The sequence below is a fragment of the Chryseobacterium suipulveris genome (assembly GCF_022811685.1).
Classification (GTDB): domain Bacteria; phylum Bacteroidota; class Bacteroidia; order Flavobacteriales; family Weeksellaceae; genus Kaistella; species Kaistella suipulveris.
This window is the reverse complement of record NZ_CP094532.1, coordinates 1,644,589-1,660,344: the sequence shown is the minus strand read 5'-3', so window position 1 is coordinate 1,660,344 and position 15,756 is coordinate 1,644,589. Positions and strand designations below refer to the sequence as shown.

The 15,756-nt window shown below is 39.0% G+C and carries 15 protein-coding genes; 11 read left to right on the top strand and 4 right to left on the bottom strand.

Annotated features, from left to right (window positions below; translation table 11 throughout):
* Nucleotides 1–207 precede the first annotated feature (207 nt).
* The 3 genes from MTP09_RS07925 to MTP09_RS07915 all read right to left on the bottom strand — a co-directional run bounded on the left by MTP09_RS07925 (nt 208) and on the right by MTP09_RS07915 (nt 3,565).
* Entirely contained in the window at nt 208–1,569 is a 1,362-nt protein-coding gene (locus tag MTP09_RS07925; protein WP_243547710.1) for an MATE family efflux transporter, read from the bottom strand.
* Nucleotides 1,570–1,638: 69 nt separating this feature from the next.
* On the bottom strand, nt 1,639–2,823 hold the full coding sequence (locus tag MTP09_RS07920; RefSeq protein ID WP_243547708.1) for a sigma-54-dependent transcriptional regulator: 1,185 nt from the start codon (nt 2,821–2,823) through the stop codon (nt 1,639–1,641).
* A 73-nt stretch (nt 2,824–2,896) separates the two neighbouring features.
* Nucleotides 2,897–3,565, bottom strand: coding sequence for a YggS family pyridoxal phosphate-dependent enzyme (locus MTP09_RS07915; protein ID WP_243547707.1), 669 nt, complete (start codon nt 3,563–3,565; stop codon nt 2,897–2,899).
* Nucleotides 3,566–3,721: 156 nt separating this feature from the next.
* Here MTP09_RS07915 and MTP09_RS07910 point away from each other — a divergent pair, with 156 nt between their 5' ends.
* Genes MTP09_RS07910 through MTP09_RS07895 form a run of 4 tightly spaced genes read left to right on the top strand, consistent with a single transcriptional unit; the run spans nt 3,722 to nt 6,219 of the window.
* Nucleotides 3,722–4,126 (top strand): hypothetical protein, encoded by a 405-nt coding sequence (locus MTP09_RS07910; protein WP_243547706.1) that lies wholly within the window; start codon nt 3,722–3,724, stop codon nt 4,124–4,126.
* Between the two features lie 20 nt (nt 4,127–4,146).
* Nucleotides 4,147–4,803, top strand: a complete 657-nt coding sequence (locus tag MTP09_RS07905) for a hypothetical protein (RefSeq protein WP_243547704.1) — start codon at nt 4,147–4,149, stop codon at nt 4,801–4,803.
* A gap of 1 nt (nt 4,804) precedes the next feature.
* Nucleotides 4,805–5,578: a sensor histidine kinase gene (locus MTP09_RS07900; protein WP_243547703.1), complete on the top strand. Its 774-nt coding sequence runs from the start codon at nt 4,805–4,807 to the stop codon at nt 5,576–5,578.
* Nucleotides 5,575–6,219 carry a response regulator transcription factor gene (locus MTP09_RS07895; protein WP_243547701.1) on the top strand — a complete coding sequence of 215 codons (645 nt, stop codon included), beginning with the start codon at nt 5,575–5,577 and terminating at the stop codon, nt 6,217–6,219. The genes MTP09_RS07900 and MTP09_RS07895 overlap by 4 nt, the downstream gene beginning before the upstream one ends.
* A 115-nt stretch (nt 6,220–6,334) precedes the next feature.
* Here MTP09_RS07895 and MTP09_RS07890 read toward each other — a convergent pair whose 3' ends face one another.
* Nucleotides 6,335–7,024, bottom strand: coding sequence for an SIR2 family NAD-dependent protein deacylase (locus MTP09_RS07890; protein WP_243547700.1), 690 nt, complete (start codon nt 7,022–7,024; stop codon nt 6,335–6,337).
* A gap of 117 nt (nt 7,025–7,141) precedes the next feature.
* Here MTP09_RS07890 and gpmI point away from each other — a divergent pair, with 117 nt between their 5' ends.
* The 7 genes from gpmI (at nt 7,142) to MTP09_RS07855 (ending at nt 15,675) form a co-directional block, all read left to right on the top strand.
* Nucleotides 7,142–8,677, top strand: a complete 1,536-nt coding sequence (gene gpmI / locus MTP09_RS07885; protein ID WP_243547699.1) for a 2,3-bisphosphoglycerate-independent phosphoglycerate mutase — start codon at nt 7,142–7,144, stop codon at nt 8,675–8,677.
* A 75-nt stretch (nt 8,678–8,752) separates the two neighbouring features.
* Nucleotides 8,753–10,111, top strand: a complete 1,359-nt coding sequence (locus MTP09_RS07880) for a sensor histidine kinase (RefSeq protein WP_243547698.1) — start codon at nt 8,753–8,755, stop codon at nt 10,109–10,111.
* 49 nt (nt 10,112–10,160) lie between these two features.
* Nucleotides 10,161–10,829 carry a response regulator transcription factor gene (locus MTP09_RS07875; RefSeq protein ID WP_243547697.1) on the top strand — a complete coding sequence of 223 codons (669 nt, stop codon included), beginning with the start codon at nt 10,161–10,163 and terminating at the stop codon, nt 10,827–10,829.
* 71 nt (nt 10,830–10,900) lie between these two features.
* Nucleotides 10,901–12,838, top strand: a complete 1,938-nt coding sequence (locus tag MTP09_RS07870) for a tetratricopeptide repeat-containing sensor histidine kinase (protein WP_243547696.1) — start codon at nt 10,901–10,903, stop codon at nt 12,836–12,838.
* Between the two features lie 2 nt (nt 12,839–12,840).
* Complete coding sequence (locus MTP09_RS07865; RefSeq protein WP_243547695.1) at nt 12,841–13,494, top strand: response regulator; 654 nt, start codon at nt 12,841–12,843, stop codon at nt 13,492–13,494.
* Nucleotides 13,495–13,668: 174 nt separating this feature from the next.
* Entirely contained in the window at nt 13,669–14,760 is a 1,092-nt protein-coding gene (gene ychF, locus MTP09_RS07860; protein WP_243547694.1) for a redox-regulated ATPase YchF, read from the top strand.
* Nucleotides 14,761–15,273: 513 nt separating this feature from the next.
* The gene (locus MTP09_RS07855) at nt 15,274–15,675 is read left to right on the top strand and encodes an SDR family NAD(P)-dependent oxidoreductase (protein WP_317618779.1); all 402 of its coding nucleotides are present in this window, start codon (nt 15,274–15,276) and stop codon (nt 15,673–15,675) included.
* Nucleotides 15,676–15,756 lie beyond the last annotated feature (81 nt).

Below are 15,756 nucleotides of genomic sequence, written 5' to 3'. Positions count from 1 at the left end.
ATAAGATTATTAGAAGAGAAACCATCCGGAAAGGTATCATGGTATTTTACTGAAGAAGCAAGCACAATGCTTGAAAAATTGAAATAAATTCATCTTGCACAGTTACCTCGAAATATTACTAAAAACAATGTTTAATGTTAATTTTAACTTTTAAATAGAATTTACAGATAATTGATTTTAAGTGGTTTAATAATTACTTCGAAAATCTTATTTAGCAAAATCAATTTTTCTCTCCGATAGTTTTACAAATCTTATCACCAGCAATACTGCAGAAATCGTCAATCCCAAACCAAGCGCAATCCACATTCCAAAAGCACCCATTTTCATCGGAACTGTGAGAAAATATCCGAGCGGAAGTGTAATGAGCCAGTAAGCGATGAAAGTGATTATAGAGGGGATTTTCACATCCTGAATCCCGCGCAACGCACCGAGTGCAACCACTTGAATTCCATCTGAAAGTTGAAATAATGCTGCAATAATCAGCAGTTTCGATGCGAGAAGAATAACATCTACATCTTCTTTTTGGGTAAAGAATGTCGGTAAAACATGCCTTCCGAAAATAAAGATCAAACCACAGAAAACCATAAACATAAACACGATTTTCAGGTTGTTGATTCCGACTTTCTTCAACTCCACAAATTGCTGTTCACCAAGTTTTCTGCCAATCATCACGGTCGATGCCACACTGAATCCGACACAGAGATTAAAGGTAAATGAAGCCATAGAAAGTGCAATTTGGTGCGATGCAATGTCGTGCGCGGAAACCAAACCACAAATGAAAGCGGCACCAGCAAAAGCCGTGACTTCAAAAAACATCTGTAATGCAGTGGGGAAACCGAGTTTGAGCATCTTGTCAAACATTGATTTTGAAAATTGAGAAATCTTCAACGAAAAAGCTTTTACATATTCTCTTGTTTTTTCCTCTCTGAGTAAAACAAAATAAAGGAAAACCATCATAAAAATTCTCGCGATCAAACTTGCCAGTGCCGATCCTTTCACACCCATCGGCGGAAAACCAAACATCCCTTTAATGAAAACATAGTTTAAAGCGACATTGATGACATTTGCAATGATGGTCGCCTTCGTAACTCCGATCGTATAAGAAAGTCCCTCCGAAACCTCCCGAAAGGTCTGGAAAACCATAAAAGGAAGAATGCTAAGCGTCATAATACTGAGAAAAGAAATGGTGTCGGGAATGATTTCTTTCGGCTGATCCATATGCCAAAGCAGCGGCATTGCTGCAAAAAGCAGAACCATTAATAATAAACCGATTCCCAAATTGATCACAAATCCGTGTCGGAAAACGGAGTTGATCGTTTCGTGTCTGTGCTGCGAATGTGCCTCCGAAACCAATGGCGGAATTGCAAATGAGAAACCAAGCGCAAAAACAAAAATGGAGAAGAAAACCGCGTTGCCGAGCGAAACTGCCGCCAATGCTTGTGCTCCCAAAAGTTTGCCCACGATGATATTGTCGAAAAGGTTTACAGAAACCTGCCCAACTTGAGTAAGCATTACAGGAAGCGCGAGTTTCAGGCAAGCTTTAGTATATTCAGTATTTAGAAAAGCCATCTATAATCACAAAAAAATTTGCAGCAAAAATACCGCAAACTTTTTCCAGTTTAATATTTTTTATGTTAATTATTTTCTCACAAAACTTGCCACGTCATCAGCAGTTACAGGATTTGAACCAAGAATGATCAGTCGTTCCACAACGTTTCTGAGCTCACGGATATTTCCCGTCCATGAAAAATTTTCAAGAGCTTTGATTGCCTTGTCGTCAAAAGTTTTTGCGGCAGTACCGTGTTCCTCAGAAATAATTTTCGAGAAATGTTCTACCAGAAGTTTGATATCTTCTTTTCTTTCATCCAAAGGCGGTACGTAGATTTCAATTACTGAAAGTCGGTGGTAAAGGTCTTCCCTAAATTTTCCTGCTGCGATTTCGTTCTGCATATTTTTGTTGGTTGCCGCAACTACACGTACATCAACTTTGATTTCCTTGTCACTTCCAACGGGTGAAACCTTGTTTTCCTGGAGTGCTCTCAAAACTTTTGCTTGCGCGATGAGCGACATATCGCCGATCTCGTCCAGAAAAATTGTTCCATTGTTGGCCAGTTCAAATTTTCCCTGTTTGTCTTTAATGGCGCCTGTAAAACTTCCTTTCACGTGTCCGAAAAGTTCCGACTCGATCAGTTCCGATGGAATCGCCGCACAATTGACTTCGATCATCGGTCCTTTACTGCGGTCGCTTTGCGCGTGGATTGCGTGCGCAACGAGTTCTTTACCTGCACCGTTTGGTCCTGTAATCAAAACCCGCGCATCAGAAGCGGCAACTTTTTCAATCATATCCTGGATTTTTTTCAAAGCAGGAGATTCGCCGATCATCTGGTATTTTTTGTTGACTTTCTTTTTGAGCGTCGTATTTTCAACCTTTAAGGAATGGTTGGACTTTTGGAGAATTTTTTTGTCGAGCGCATTTTTCACACTCGTAATCAGTCGATTGATATCAATGGGTTTAGAGATAAAATCGTACGCTCCTTCTTTTAAGCAATCTACCGCTGTATCGATATCGGCGTGTCCCGAAATCATCACAAAAGTGGAGTCGGGCTTTATCTGCAATGCCTGTTTCAGCAGTTCAGTACCTGAAAGTTTCGGCATCTTAATGTCGGAGAGTATCAACGCAAAATCTTCTTTCTCGATTTGCTTGTATCCTTCCAAACCGTCATCGGCAACTACAATTTCGTAATCTTCCAGTTCGTCGGATAAGATACTGTGCAATACTCCAGAGATGTTTTTTTCATCCTCGACAATTAATATTTTCTGCATGATAAAATGATATAAAAATGATGTATTTAGAATAGATTTCGCAAAAGTAACCAGCAATTATCGTACCCAAAAGTTAAGCATAATTTCTATGCCTAAAAATTGCCGAACCAATTCTCACGGAGTTGGCGCCGCATGAGATCGCGATCGGATAATCGTTGCTCATTCCCATTGACAGCGTCTTAAGGTCTCGTTGCAGCGACAGTTTATCGAAAACCTGCTTCAAAACCGAAAACTCCTTCCTCAGTTGCTGTTCGTTATCGGTAAAAGTCGCCATTCCCATCAATCCTATAATTTCGACATTGGGAAACTTACCATTCAGATAATCAAGAAAAAGCTCTTTTGCCTCACTGATTTCAAGACCAAATTTTGTTTCTTCCTCTGCGATTTTAATCTGGAGCAGAACTTTTATTTTTCTTTGGTGTTTCTCTGCCTGTTTATTGATTTCTAATAAAAGTTTTTCGGAATCGACGCTTTGAATGGTGTCGACAAAGTCAGCGATGTACTTTACCTTGTTGGTCTGAAGATGACCGATAAGATGCCATCGAATATCTTTTGGCAATACTGCCTGTTTTTCGACCAGTTCCTGAACTTTGTTTTCGCCAAAGACTCTTTGTCCCTCATCGTAAACCTGTCGAATAATTTCAGCGGGGTGAGTTTTAGAGACTGCGACCAGTTCGACATTTGGGGGAAGTTTCGAGAGAATATTTCTGTAATTTTCTATCGTTTCAGAATGATTCTGCATTGCGGGAATTTTCTTGGTTCAAAACCCTATAGACAGGACGAAAAGATAATAATTTCGCTGTCTGAGAGTAAGTTTCTACAAATATAGTGAATTTTGGGTGTTTTCACCCTAACCTAATTTGAAGTAATGGAGTAAATTTGAAGAAAAAAATAAGTCATGAGCAATTTAGACAAACATCTGATCAGTTCAGAAAGATGCCACATTTTGGCAAACGAGTACGATACAAGTAATTATGTTGCGATTAACAGCAAAAGGCCCGCAAACAAACCAGATTCAAGGGAATATATTTTTGAGCTTTCTGTACTGAAGGACTACCTTAACTATATTGAGGATGAAATGGAAAAAATGGGAATCCGCGATAAAGGTATAAAAGTACGACTTGGCAAGTATCCAACAACAGACAGGGATCCGGACTTGGATAAGGAATATTTGGGTTATCAAACAATATTTTTTGCGCCTACGGAACTTGAAAGAGATTTTCAGGACAACGAGGAGAGCAAAGCCGGTGGAGTAAAGGATCTTCCCGGGATGAACTATGGACACATTCGCCCGCCGTATTAATCTTTTTGACTTTGAAGTTTATGGATTGGGACAGGAATTTGGTTTCAAACTACACCACTTTGGTCATGGTGGTCACACTGATTTTTTTAATCATCAAAAGAGAAAATCTTGGTCAAGGCATTAATTATTTCATTTATGCAATAGCGGTAGGAACTTCCATCGAGATATTCAATGCAATTAATTTTAGGATTAATCCTGCTTTTAATTCAGTCCCAGTCTATGTAATCGGAGTCAACATGATTGTTTTCCTGTTGTTCTTCATGTATTTTCATCAGGTTCTTGATAAAGGAAGTTACAGGACGAAGAATTTGATCATTGTCGCCATTTTTGTGGTTTGGACATTTATTGCAGCGATTGTAACCAAGGATTTCTTCACGGTTTTTCCCATTTATTGCCATTTTGGGCAAGTAACGATTTTATCGGCGAGTATTTTCTTATTGATGTCGCAAATATTTAATTCCGACAAGATTTTGGTGCTTAGGAATTATTTTCCTTTTTGGATCTGCATTGGTTTGATGACCATTTATCTGGGGATCATCCCGCTGCTTTTTATTAGCCGAACCGCATCGCACATGATCAACATGAATATTTTTTTCATTATTTTGTTCATTGTAAACTTTATTGGCTACTCAATCTTGATTTTCGGAATACTCTCAGCAAAAAAGCAGACCTCATGAAATGAAACTTACGGAAACCGATTCTTTACTTGCACTTACCACCTTCATCGTCCTGATCCTGCTTTTGATGATGGTGTTGGTTTATAATGTATTCATCAAGAAAAAATCGCAACTTCTATTAAGTCAACAGAAAAAAGAAGCCCTTTTTAAACAGGAACTTGCCATATCACAGGTTGAGATCAAAGAGCAAACACTAAACTATATTGGTCAGGAACTTCATGACGACGTGGGACAAAAACTTTCGGTTGCGCGCTTAATGACCAATAAGATGGCATATTCCGATGAGCAGTCCAGACAGCAGATCGTGGAGGAAATCAATCTCCTGATTGGCGAATGCTTGCAGGATATCCGAAATCTTTCAAAAGTATTTATCACAAGACAAGTGGAGCATTTTGGTTTTGTAGAATCTCTGGAAAGAGAAATTAACCGAATCAAAAGACTTGAACTGATGGAAGTGGAATATAGCAACAGCAACAAGTATCTTTATTTAGACAATAACCACGCATTGATTCTTTTTCGAATCATCCAGGAATCTATCAACAATGTCATCAAACATTCAAAAGCCAGAAAGTTTTCACTGATTGTTCTTGATACCGAAGATATGATTACCATCGAAATCTCTGACAATGGAGTCGGTTTTGATCAGAACACAATGTACAACGGAAGCGGATTAGAGAATATGCAGAACCGGGCAAAGCTTATTAATTCTGAATTCCACATCGAATCAAGTGAAAACCGAGGAACCAAAATAACAATCAATTACTACAAACAATGAAAAAGATAGCGATTGCAATCGTTGATGACCATAAACTCGTGTCGAAAGCACTTGAAAACATGATCTCTTTCAACCCGAATTTCGAAGTAACGATGACCTGTTTTAACGGTGCAGATTTTTTGGATGCACTATCTACAGTTGAACAAATGCCCGATGTTGTTCTGATGGATATTAACATGCCGATGAAGGACGGAATTGAGACTACCGCAGAACTGAAAAAGCGATATCCTCAAATGAAAGTAATCGCACTCACCATGGAAGACAACGAAAATACCATCATCAAGATGGTGAAAGCGGGAGCGAACGGTTATCTGCTAAAAGACATGTCGCCAGATATTCTTTTTGACGCAATTAATATCGTGTATGAAAAGGGAAATTTTTATACCGACCTTCTTTCTGAAACTTTGTCGAAAATTAGAATTGAGGAAAAGTTCACCGAAAAAATAAAAGAGGAATTAAAGGACAAAGAACTAGAATTCATCAAACTTTCATGTTCGGAACTCACTTATCGAGAAATAGCTGATAAGATGTTCGTAAGTCCAAGAACCATTGATGGTTACCGGGATTCGGTATTTCTGAAACTTGGGGTCAAGACAAGAGTTGGAATCGTGCTTTTTGCAATAAAAAACAATCTTGACTGAAAAAAGGGTGATTTCACCCTTTTCTTGCATTGCAATACAACATACCTTTGTTACACTATTTAAGTAATCATAACATTTTTTCGCAATTTTTTGTTATGTCGGAGGGTAGCGGTCGCTATCCTCTTTCTTTTTGCAGTATTTCAGAAAGTTTCTTCATTCCCTCAGAAGCTGTCATTTTAAAGCAGTGTGAATCTTTCGTGTAGGAATTCTCAAGATTTGGATCGATTACGAAAACTTCGCAATCTTCCGGAATGTAGTGAATTAAGCCCGCCGCAGGATAAACCTGCATCGAGGTTCCGATTACCAGAAAAATATCAGCTTTCTCGGTAATTGCGATCGCCTTGTTCATTTCAGGAACCATTTCGCCAAACCACACGATGTGCGGACGGAGCTGGATTCCCTCAAAATTGAGATCACCGAGATTTAGGTCTCCTTCCCACGGAATTACTTTTGAGTCCGAGTTTACCGGTCGTGCTTTCTTAAGCTCGCCATGAAGATGGACTACTTTGCTCGAACCCGCTCTTTCATGCAGATCATCAACATTTTGGGTAATGATTTCTACATCGAAATCCTTCTCGAGTTCTGCGAGAATTTTGTGGGCATCGTTGGGTAAAACTTCGTTCAGCTGCTTCCTTCGCGCATTATAAAAATCTAAAACCATCTGCGGATTTCGGGCAAAACCTTCGGGACTTGCCACATCTTCAATTCTGTGATTTTCCCATAAACCGTCAGAATCCCGAAAAGTTTTAACTCCACTCTCGGCAGAAATTCCCGCACCGGAAAGGACCACGAGTTTCTTCTTCATATTATTTTTCTTTAAAGTTACAAAAAATCGCGTGACTACCCTGTAAAATACTCCTCATCAAATTGCATCGACACACGTTAAAATCACTAAATTTGCATATTCATTAAATCAAACAAAATGTCAAAGAAAGCCATCTTAGCAATCCTCGACGGATGGGGTTTAGGAACCGACCCAAAAGTGTCCGCAATTGCACAGGCAAACACTCCCTTTATCGATTCATGCTACGAGAAATTTCCACACACCACACTTGAAGCCAGTGGAATCGCAGTTGGTTTACCTTTCGGTCAAATGGGAAATTCTGAAGTGGGACACATGAATCTGGGAGCAGGTAGAGTAGTGTACCAGAATTTGGTGAAACTCAATATGGCGGTGGAAAATGCAACTTTAGGAAAAGAGAATGCCATCACCGATGCTTTTCAGTATGCTATACAAAACAATAAGAAAGTTCACTTCATTGGTCTTGTTTCCGATGGTGGTGTTCACTCGCACATTAACCATTTGAAGGGACTATTGACTGCCGCTCATGAATTTGGGCTTCAGAAAAATGTTTTCGTACACGCTTTTACAGATGGGCGCGACTGTGATCCGCATTCAGGGAAAAGTTTCATTGAAGAAATCCTTAACCACATGAAAATGACCACCGGAAAGTTGGCAACCGTAATTGGAAGGTATTACGCAATGGATCGCGACAAAAGATGGGAACGGGTGAAACTTGCTTATGACGCGATGGTAAATGGAGTAGGCAAGGAAACAATGGAGCCGGTTCACGCAATCCAAAAATCGTATGACGAGGGAATTACCGACGAATTCCTGAAGCCAATCGTATGCACATCAACTAATTCGAATAAGCTTCCAGTTGCACAGATTGCAGAAGGAGATGTTGTTTTCTGTTTCAATTTCAGAACAGACCGAGGTCGGGAAATTACGGAAGTGCTTTCACAGCAGGATTTCCCAGATTACGGAATGCATCACTTGAATCTTTATTATGTGACGATGACCAATTATGATAAGGATTTCAAGAATGTGAAGGTGGTTTTTGATGAAGAAGTTCTGCAGGAAACCATGGGCGAAATCCTCGAAAGAAATGGAAAAACCCAGATCCGCGTCGCTGAAACCGAGAAGTATCCGCACGTTACCTTTTTCTTTTCAGGAGGTAGAGAAGAGCAGTTCGTTGGTGAAAGGAGAATTCTTTGTCCGAGTCCGAAAGATGTTCCGACCTATGATTTCAAACCGGAAATGTCTGCATACGACATCACCGAAAAAATTCTTCCGGAAATCAAAAGTGAAAGTGCAGATTTCATTTGCTTGAATTTTGCAAATACCGATATGGTAGGACACACCGGCGTTTTTTCTGCAGCGGTTAAAGCTGCGGAAACCGTTGACCAGTGCATCGAAAAAGTTGCAACTGCAGGTTACGAACACGGTTACGCAGTTTTCATTTTGGCCGACCACGGAAATTCTGATGTGATGATTAATCCCGACGGAAGTCCGAACACACAGCATTCAACCAATCTGGTTCCTTTGATCGTGATGGATAAAGACCGTACCTGGAATCTGAAACCGGGAAAACTGGGAGATGTCGCTCCTTCGATTCTTAAAGTAATGGGAGTTGAGATTCCTGAAGTGATGACGGGAGAAGTTCTGGTGAGTTAAAAAAACTCAAGAATTCAAAAAAAACAGTAATTTTAATCAGTGCAAATTTGCGCTGATTTTTTTTAAACTTAGACCATGCATTACAGAGATCCCGCGGTTCTGATACTCAACATTACCGTTATCGTCATCCTTTCGTTTCTTATCATTCCGACGCTTTTCAACCATCGCGAGAGATTGATGGTCAGGATTTCGTATTCCATTATTTTCCTCGTCGTCATTGTAAACTGCATCAGCAATCTGATCATTTTTTATTTTGAAAAATACGAGCTGCTCGGTTTTCATTTTATCTTCATGTTTGTACCATTCCTATTCGGACCCGCAATCTATTTTTATGTAATGGGATTTAATGGAGAAATCAACAAAAAAGTATGGCCACACCTCATTATTCCCGGGATTGCTTTTTTGTACGGACTTACTTACTTCTTTAAGCCAGATGGTGAAAAAGCCCAAATTATTTCGGATATTGCCAAAGGAAACCATTTGCCTTACAATCTTATCAACACAGCGGTCATGTCGGTTCCTATGTATTACTTTGTGGTTTCCAAACTATGGATCAGAAATCTAAAGCTGAACGAAAATGATTCGTTGTACAAGCAACAAATTATCAAAAAGAAATGGTCCAACGAATTTGTGAATTATATTATGTTCAGCGTATTTTCATTTCTTGTTATTACCATCATCGCAACTTTCATCTTTGAGGTTCCGTCAACCTACCTAGATCTGATCGGTATGCCGATTTATTTTCCTTTTCTGTATTCGATCATTGCCGTTCGGAGCAACATGATTTCGAAGGATTTGGAGATTCAGTATGCCTTATCGAAGGCAGAAAACGAAGCACGACTTCAGGAGCAACGCAGCAGTATTTCCCGCGACCTCCACGACAATATCGGAGCGTATGCAAACAGTTTGCTGCTAAAGATAGACCATCTTTCAAGAGATATCGATGAAAAAAAACCAGAACAAATTAAGGATTTAAAGGAGAATGCCGAACAAATTCTCAGCTTACTGAGGCAAACTATATGGGTGCTTAAAAATGATGAAGTCTCGGCGGAATCTTTCTTTGACCATTTGAAGCAGTATGCGATGAAGTGTTTTGACAATACGCAGATGAAAGTAAATTTTGAAGAAAATATCTCCAACAACCGCATTCTCACTTCTGCTCAGGCAAGCAATATTTTCAGAATTGCACAGGAGGCGCTCCAGAATATCATGAAACATTCTGATGCAAAAAATATCATAATTTCGTTGAGCAGTGGTGAGCATTTTGAACTGTGTATTGCTGATGATGGGAAGGGACTTGACTATGAGAATGCAGTCAATGGCTTCGGTTTGCAAAATATGGACGAAAGAGCACAGCAAATAAAGATGAAGACCTCTGTTGAATCTTCTGAAGGACAGGGAACCAAGGTCTTTGTTACCGATAATTACGCTTAAATACGTATAGAATTTCTTACCGTATACCCTTAATTTTGAAAAAAATGCCATGAAAGTAGGAATTGTTGAAGACAACCTTCTAAACCGAAAAATCATCAAGGAGAAACTTCTTCCGTATGAAGACATTCAAATCGTGGTTGTAGCTGATAACGGAGAGAGTTTTTTTGAAAAAATGGAACAAATGGAGAAGAAGGATTTTCCACAGGTCGTGCTCATCGACCTTGAAATGCCGCTGTTAGATGGAATTTCCACCATTTCGATATCGTCAGTAAAATATCCTCAGATCAAATTTATTGTGTTGACCATTTTCGAAGACAACGACAAAATATTTGAAGCAATCCGGGCAGGAGCGAGCGGCTATCTTTTAAAGGAGGATAAAGCTGTAAATATCGTTGAAGCAATAACAAACGTACTGGAATATGACGGAATCCCGATGAGTCCCGCGATCGCAAGAAGAGCAATGAATCTTTTAAAGGAAAGTGGAAAAACTTCTGCCAAAACGCTCGAAAATACTAAAGAAAATTCAGTGCTAAGTGAGCGCGAAATGGAAATTCTGAAAGAGATCGTGCGCGGAAATTCACCACACGAAATTGCGGAACGGCTTTTCATTAGTCCAAATACGGTGAGAACCCACGTGAACAATATTTACAAAAAGCTTCACATCAATTCCCGAAGCCAGGCCATCAATATCGCCTATAAGAATAAATGGATTGAATAATACGTAAAATTACGTATTGTAAGTTTTAGCTGAATGCTTAATTTTTGTGAGTCTATAGCAATACAATGACCATGTCAATTCCATATCGATACTGTTTCATCTCACTTTTATTTGCCGTCACTTTTTTTAATGGTCAGGATTTGCAGAAGCTAATCGGTCAGCTTAAGGAAGAACTCCCCAAAACAGCAGATGAGCAAAGAAAGGCAGTAATTTATTCTGATCTTGCATGGTATTATTCGAGTGTTTCCATTGATTCTGCGCTTGCTTACGGTAAAAAGGCCGAGAAAAAGGCAACCGAACTGGGTGATCAGAATCTTCTGTCACAGATTTTCAGTGATCTTGGAGCAGTTTATTTCCGGCAGAATGATTTCAAAAATTCTGAAAAGTTCTACTTAAAATCTTACGCCATTCGAAAATCTCTCAACAATGTCGCAGGAATTGCGAAGCTCAATAATAACTTGGCTTCTGTTTACCAGAGTACATTCCAGTACAAAAAAGCGATGGAGATGTACCTCGAAGCGCTAAGTTATTTTGAAAAAACAGGGGACGAAAAAAACGTCAATATAGCCAAACTTAATTTAGGACTTCTCTTTGTTGATCTTAAAAATCCCGATCAGGCAATTTCTTATATTAATGAAAGTATCGGATATTTTGAAAGACAGGAAAAAACAGTGGAAGTTTCCAACAAACTCTGTGAAAATTACCTGAATCTCGGCAAGGCTTATCAGTTAAAAAAGGATTACAGCAGTGCCGAGAATTACTACAAAAAAAGCGAGTCAATCTGTGGAACCGTCGGTAATAAGCAGGGAATCGCATTTAGCAAAAGAAATCTTGCTAATCTGGGAATCCTAAGAAAAAAGAAGGCAGATTCAGCGGATTTGATTAAAATTCAGGAATCAAAAAAGGCGAGGGAAGAGTTCAACTCGAAAGTTGACAAAGAAAGTAACCAGTTGGAAATTGCGCAAAGTTATATTTCGCTGAAAAAGTTCTCGGAAGCAAAAAAGATACTGCTTAAGATTTTACCTGTTTTTGAAAAAGAAAAATCCGAGGAAAATCTAATGAGTGCCTATAAGTTGCTCACGACTGTGTATAACGAGCTCCGAATCTCCGATAGTGCAAATGCATACTTCCAGCAATATATTAATATGAACGACAAATTGGTGAATACTTCCGTAATCAACCAATCCACCGAGCTTGAAAAAAAATATCAAACCTTAAAAAAAGACAAGGAAATCCTCGAGAGCAAAAACAAACTCCTCTACAGAAATATTTACATTTTGTCTCTTTTGGGGCTTTTGGTTTTAGGTATTGTTTACTATCGAAATTATCAGAACCGGCAGAAAATAAAGCTTCAGAAAGAAATTCTTCATCAGCAGGATTTGGCAACCAAAGCGGTAATGAATGCCGAAGACAATGAAAGGAAAAGAATGGCAATACACCTTCACGATGGGGTTGGACAAATGCTTAGCGCCACCAATCTCAACCTCCAAGTATTGGAAGAATACCACGACGATCCCGAAGGTTTCGAAATGGTCATCAACAAAACACGAAATATTTTGACCGACGCGATGACGGAAGTACGCACACTATCTCACCAAATTATGCCGAATATGCTCATCAAGAACAGCTTGAGCAATGCCTTGAAAGAGCTCATCGATAAAAGCAACTCCCCAAAACTGCACATTAACTTAAATATCGACGGATTGCAGGATAACCTCAACGAAAATGTACAGATTGTGATGTTCCGTGTAATTCAGGAATGTATCAACAACACCATCAAACATGCTTTTGCCTCCGAAATATTTATTACAGTAAAACAGGACCCACAAGGAATTTTAGCAACCTTCCGCGACAACGGCAAAGGATTCGATATAGATTCCAGCCAATCAAAATCCCACGGTATTGGTTTGGAGAATATCAAATCCAGAATTGAATTTCTAAAAGGAACCTTCATGCTCGAAAGTGAAAAAGCAAAAGGAACAACAGTTATTGTAAAAATCCCTCTGTAATTATGGAAAAGAAATATAAGCTCACTATTGTTGACGACCATAATATCATCATTGACGGACTGGTTATGTTGCTGGGATTTGAAAAAAACATCGAAATTGGCAAGACTTATAATGACGGTTACCAGCTTATTGATGATTTGCGATCAGGCGCAGAAAATCCCGATATGGTTCTGCTGGATCTGATGATGCCTAAATTAAATGGTCTGCAATGTTCGAGACTTTTGAAACAGGAATTTCCTCACCTCAAAATACTAATTCTCTCGATGAACTGTGATGCAAAAGTTATTAATGAACTCATCAACAAGATTGGAGTAGAAGGTTATCTCAATAAGTCGGTTTCCCGGAAAGAACTCGTCGAGGGAATCTCGCTAATTCGCAACGGATACATCCATCTTTCCCAAGAAGCATCGCAGTGTCTTGACAATTATAGAGAAAAATTAATCCAAAATGACCACATCAACCTCTCAATAAGGGAAAAAGAAATTGTTCATTTAATGATTTCAGGAAACAGTAACCGGGAAATTGCTGCAAAACTCTTCATCAGCGAGAGCACGGTAGAAACCCACCGAAAAAACATCTACAGAAAAACAGATACACATTCGCTGCCCAAACTCATCCAGATGGTTCATGACCTGAACCTTTTGGAAAGCACTTAAATTGGCGATGACCAATTTATTTCTAAGATAATCCTGCAAAAACACTATCTTTGCACACCCGAATTTAACCGCAGAACGCCATTCCGATAATTAACGGTAGCCGACTGCCGAAAAACAATCTTATGAAACCGTGAGGTTACATAGCTCCATTAGAAATAAATAAACAACCCCGCTATGAAATGTGGAATCGTAGGTCTTCCGAATGTTGGGAAGTCAACTCTTTTTAACTGTTTAAGCAATGCCAAAGCGCAAAGCGCGAATTATCCGTTCTGTACCATCGAGCCGAATCTTGGAACTGTTTCTGTTCCAGATCCGCGTCTGAATAAATTAGAGGAACTGGTAAATCCGGAGCGCGTAGTTCCTGCAGTTGTTGAAATTGTGGATATTGCCGGCTTGGTAAAGGGAGCTTCAAAAGGAGAAGGTCTTGGAAACCAGTTTTTGGCAAATATCCGTGAGTGTGAGGCGATTATCCATGTTTTGAGATGTTTCGACAATGGAAATATCGTTCACGTTGAAGGTTCTGTTGATCCAATCAGAGACAAAGAAATCATCGATATTGAACTTCAGTTAAAAGATTTGGAAACCGTTGGAAAAGCCGTAGATAAAGCAAAGAAATTCATCAAATCAGGAAAAAAGGAAGATATCTTGGCTTATGAAACTTTGGTTGCTCTTCAGAAATTTCTCGAAGACGGCAGAAATGCAAGAGAATTTGAAACGAATGATTTGACCAAATCGATTATTGATGAAGTTCACCTTCTAACGAAAAAGCCAATCCTATACGTTTGCAATGTGGATGAAAATTCCATCAAGAACGGAAACGAATGGATTCCGAAAGTAGAGGAAATGGCTAAAAATGAAGGGGCAGAAGTAGTGGTTCTCGCTGCACAAATCGAAGCCGATATCAACGAGCTTGAAACTTATGAAGAAAGACAGATGTTTCTGGAAGAATTGGGATTGGAAGAACCAGGCGTAAACCGACTCATCAGAAAAGCTTATGATTTACTGCATCTTCAAACCTATTTCACAGCAGGAGTTAAGGAAGTTCGCGCATGGACGATTGGTAAAGGATGGACCGCACCTCAAGCAGCAGGAGTGATCCATACCGATTTCGAGAAAGGATTTATCCGTGCCGAAGTGATTTCTTATGAAAATTTCGTGAACTACGGTTCCGAAGCCAAAGTAAAAGAAGCCGGAAAAATGGGTGTTGAAGGTAAGGAATATATCGTGCAGGACGGTGATGTGATGCATTTCAGGTTCAACGTATAAATTTTAAGAAAATATTTTTTAGAACGTGCCACTCTTGGTGCGTTCATTTTTTTTGGTGAATTCTGATCACAAAGCGAACTAAAATTCCATTTGTTCGTACAATTTAATGCTAAACATACAATGTCAAATATATAATTAAAACAGCTTATGTCTTCCGATTCTTCGATAATTAAAGGTTTTTAACATATTGATTTAGAATAATAGCGTAACTTTGCTACAAATTGGTGGGTCATCGGTGAGAGATAATCAATTTCATACTATTTATTAAAAAAGCGGGCAGAAATGTTCGTTTTTTTTGTTTCTTAACATACATCAACGTTCAAGGGTTTTATTATCGCTAATTTTACAAAAGAATTTTAACAGAATGTTTTGAAAATATAACAGAGCATTAACGGATTTTCAAAAATTCAATTCGTAATTTTATAAGAATTAAAAGTAAATTATATGAAAAAGTTAGAAAACAAAGTAGCCATTATCACAGGTGCAGGTTCCGGTAATGGGTAATCAACTGCGATTCTGTTCGCCAACGAAGGAGCAAAAGTTGTAGTTAGCGACATCAATGAAGCCCACGGAAACGAGGTTGTTGAAGAAATCAAAAACAATGGAGGTGAAGCCATTTTCGTAAAAGCGGATTCTTCAAGTCCTGAAGATTACAAGAGACTGGTAGAAGAAACTGTAAAGAATTTTGGCAAACTTGATATTGCGGTGAACAACGCAGGAATCGGCGGTGAAATCAACAAAGCAGGTGATATGTCAGTAGAAGGCTGGAAAAAAGTGATTGACATCTACCTTTCCGGAGTTTTCTATGGCGTAAAATACCAAGCACCCGAAATGGTGAAAAACGGTAGCGGAAGTATCATTAACCTTATCACGGGTTCCTATTATCCTGTTGACGGTGGTTATCTTGCAGTTTAGATCTTAATCGCTTGAAGGAAATTTTTCTCCCTTTAGGGACGGGGTAAAAAAATTTCCGGCAAATATTTCGTAAGTAATTTT

Coding starts and splice junctions, on each gene's coding strand:
- MTP09_RS07905 (WP_243547704.1), top strand. CDS start 4,147: ATGGATTGGGACAGGAATTTGGTTTCAAACTACACCACTTTGGTCATG.
- MTP09_RS07915 (WP_243547707.1), bottom strand. CDS start 3,565: ATGCAGAATCATTCTGAAACGATAGAAAATTACAGAAATATTCTCTCG.
- MTP09_RS07900 (WP_243547703.1), top strand. CDS start 4,805: ATGAAACTTACGGAAACCGATTCTTTACTTGCACTTACCACCTTCATC.
- MTP09_RS07920 (WP_243547708.1), bottom strand. CDS start 2,823: ATGCAGAAAATATTAATTGTCGAGGATGAAAAAAACATCTCTGGAGTA.
- MTP09_RS07890 (WP_243547700.1), bottom strand. CDS start 7,024: ATGAAGAAGAAACTCGTGGTCCTTTCCGGTGCGGGAATTTCTGCCGAG.
- ychF (WP_243547694.1), top strand. CDS start 13,669: ATGAAATGTGGAATCGTAGGTCTTCCGAATGTTGGGAAGTCAACTCTT.
- MTP09_RS07875 (WP_243547697.1), top strand. CDS start 10,161: ATGAAAGTAGGAATTGTTGAAGACAACCTTCTAAACCGAAAAATCATC.
- MTP09_RS07880 (WP_243547698.1), top strand. CDS start 8,753: ATGCATTACAGAGATCCCGCGGTTCTGATACTCAACATTACCGTTATC.
- MTP09_RS07925 (WP_243547710.1), bottom strand. CDS start 1,569: ATGGCTTTTCTAAATACTGAATATACTAAAGCTTGCCTGAAACTCGCG.
- MTP09_RS07910 (WP_243547706.1), top strand. CDS start 3,722: ATGAGCAATTTAGACAAACATCTGATCAGTTCAGAAAGATGCCACATT.
- MTP09_RS07895 (WP_243547701.1), top strand. CDS start 5,575: ATGAAAAAGATAGCGATTGCAATCGTTGATGACCATAAACTCGTGTCG.
- gpmI (WP_243547699.1), top strand. CDS start 7,142: ATGTCAAAGAAAGCCATCTTAGCAATCCTCGACGGATGGGGTTTAGGA.
- MTP09_RS07870 (WP_243547696.1), top strand. CDS start 10,901: ATGTCAATTCCATATCGATACTGTTTCATCTCACTTTTATTTGCCGTC.
- MTP09_RS07865 (WP_243547695.1), top strand. CDS start 12,841: ATGGAAAAGAAATATAAGCTCACTATTGTTGACGACCATAATATCATC.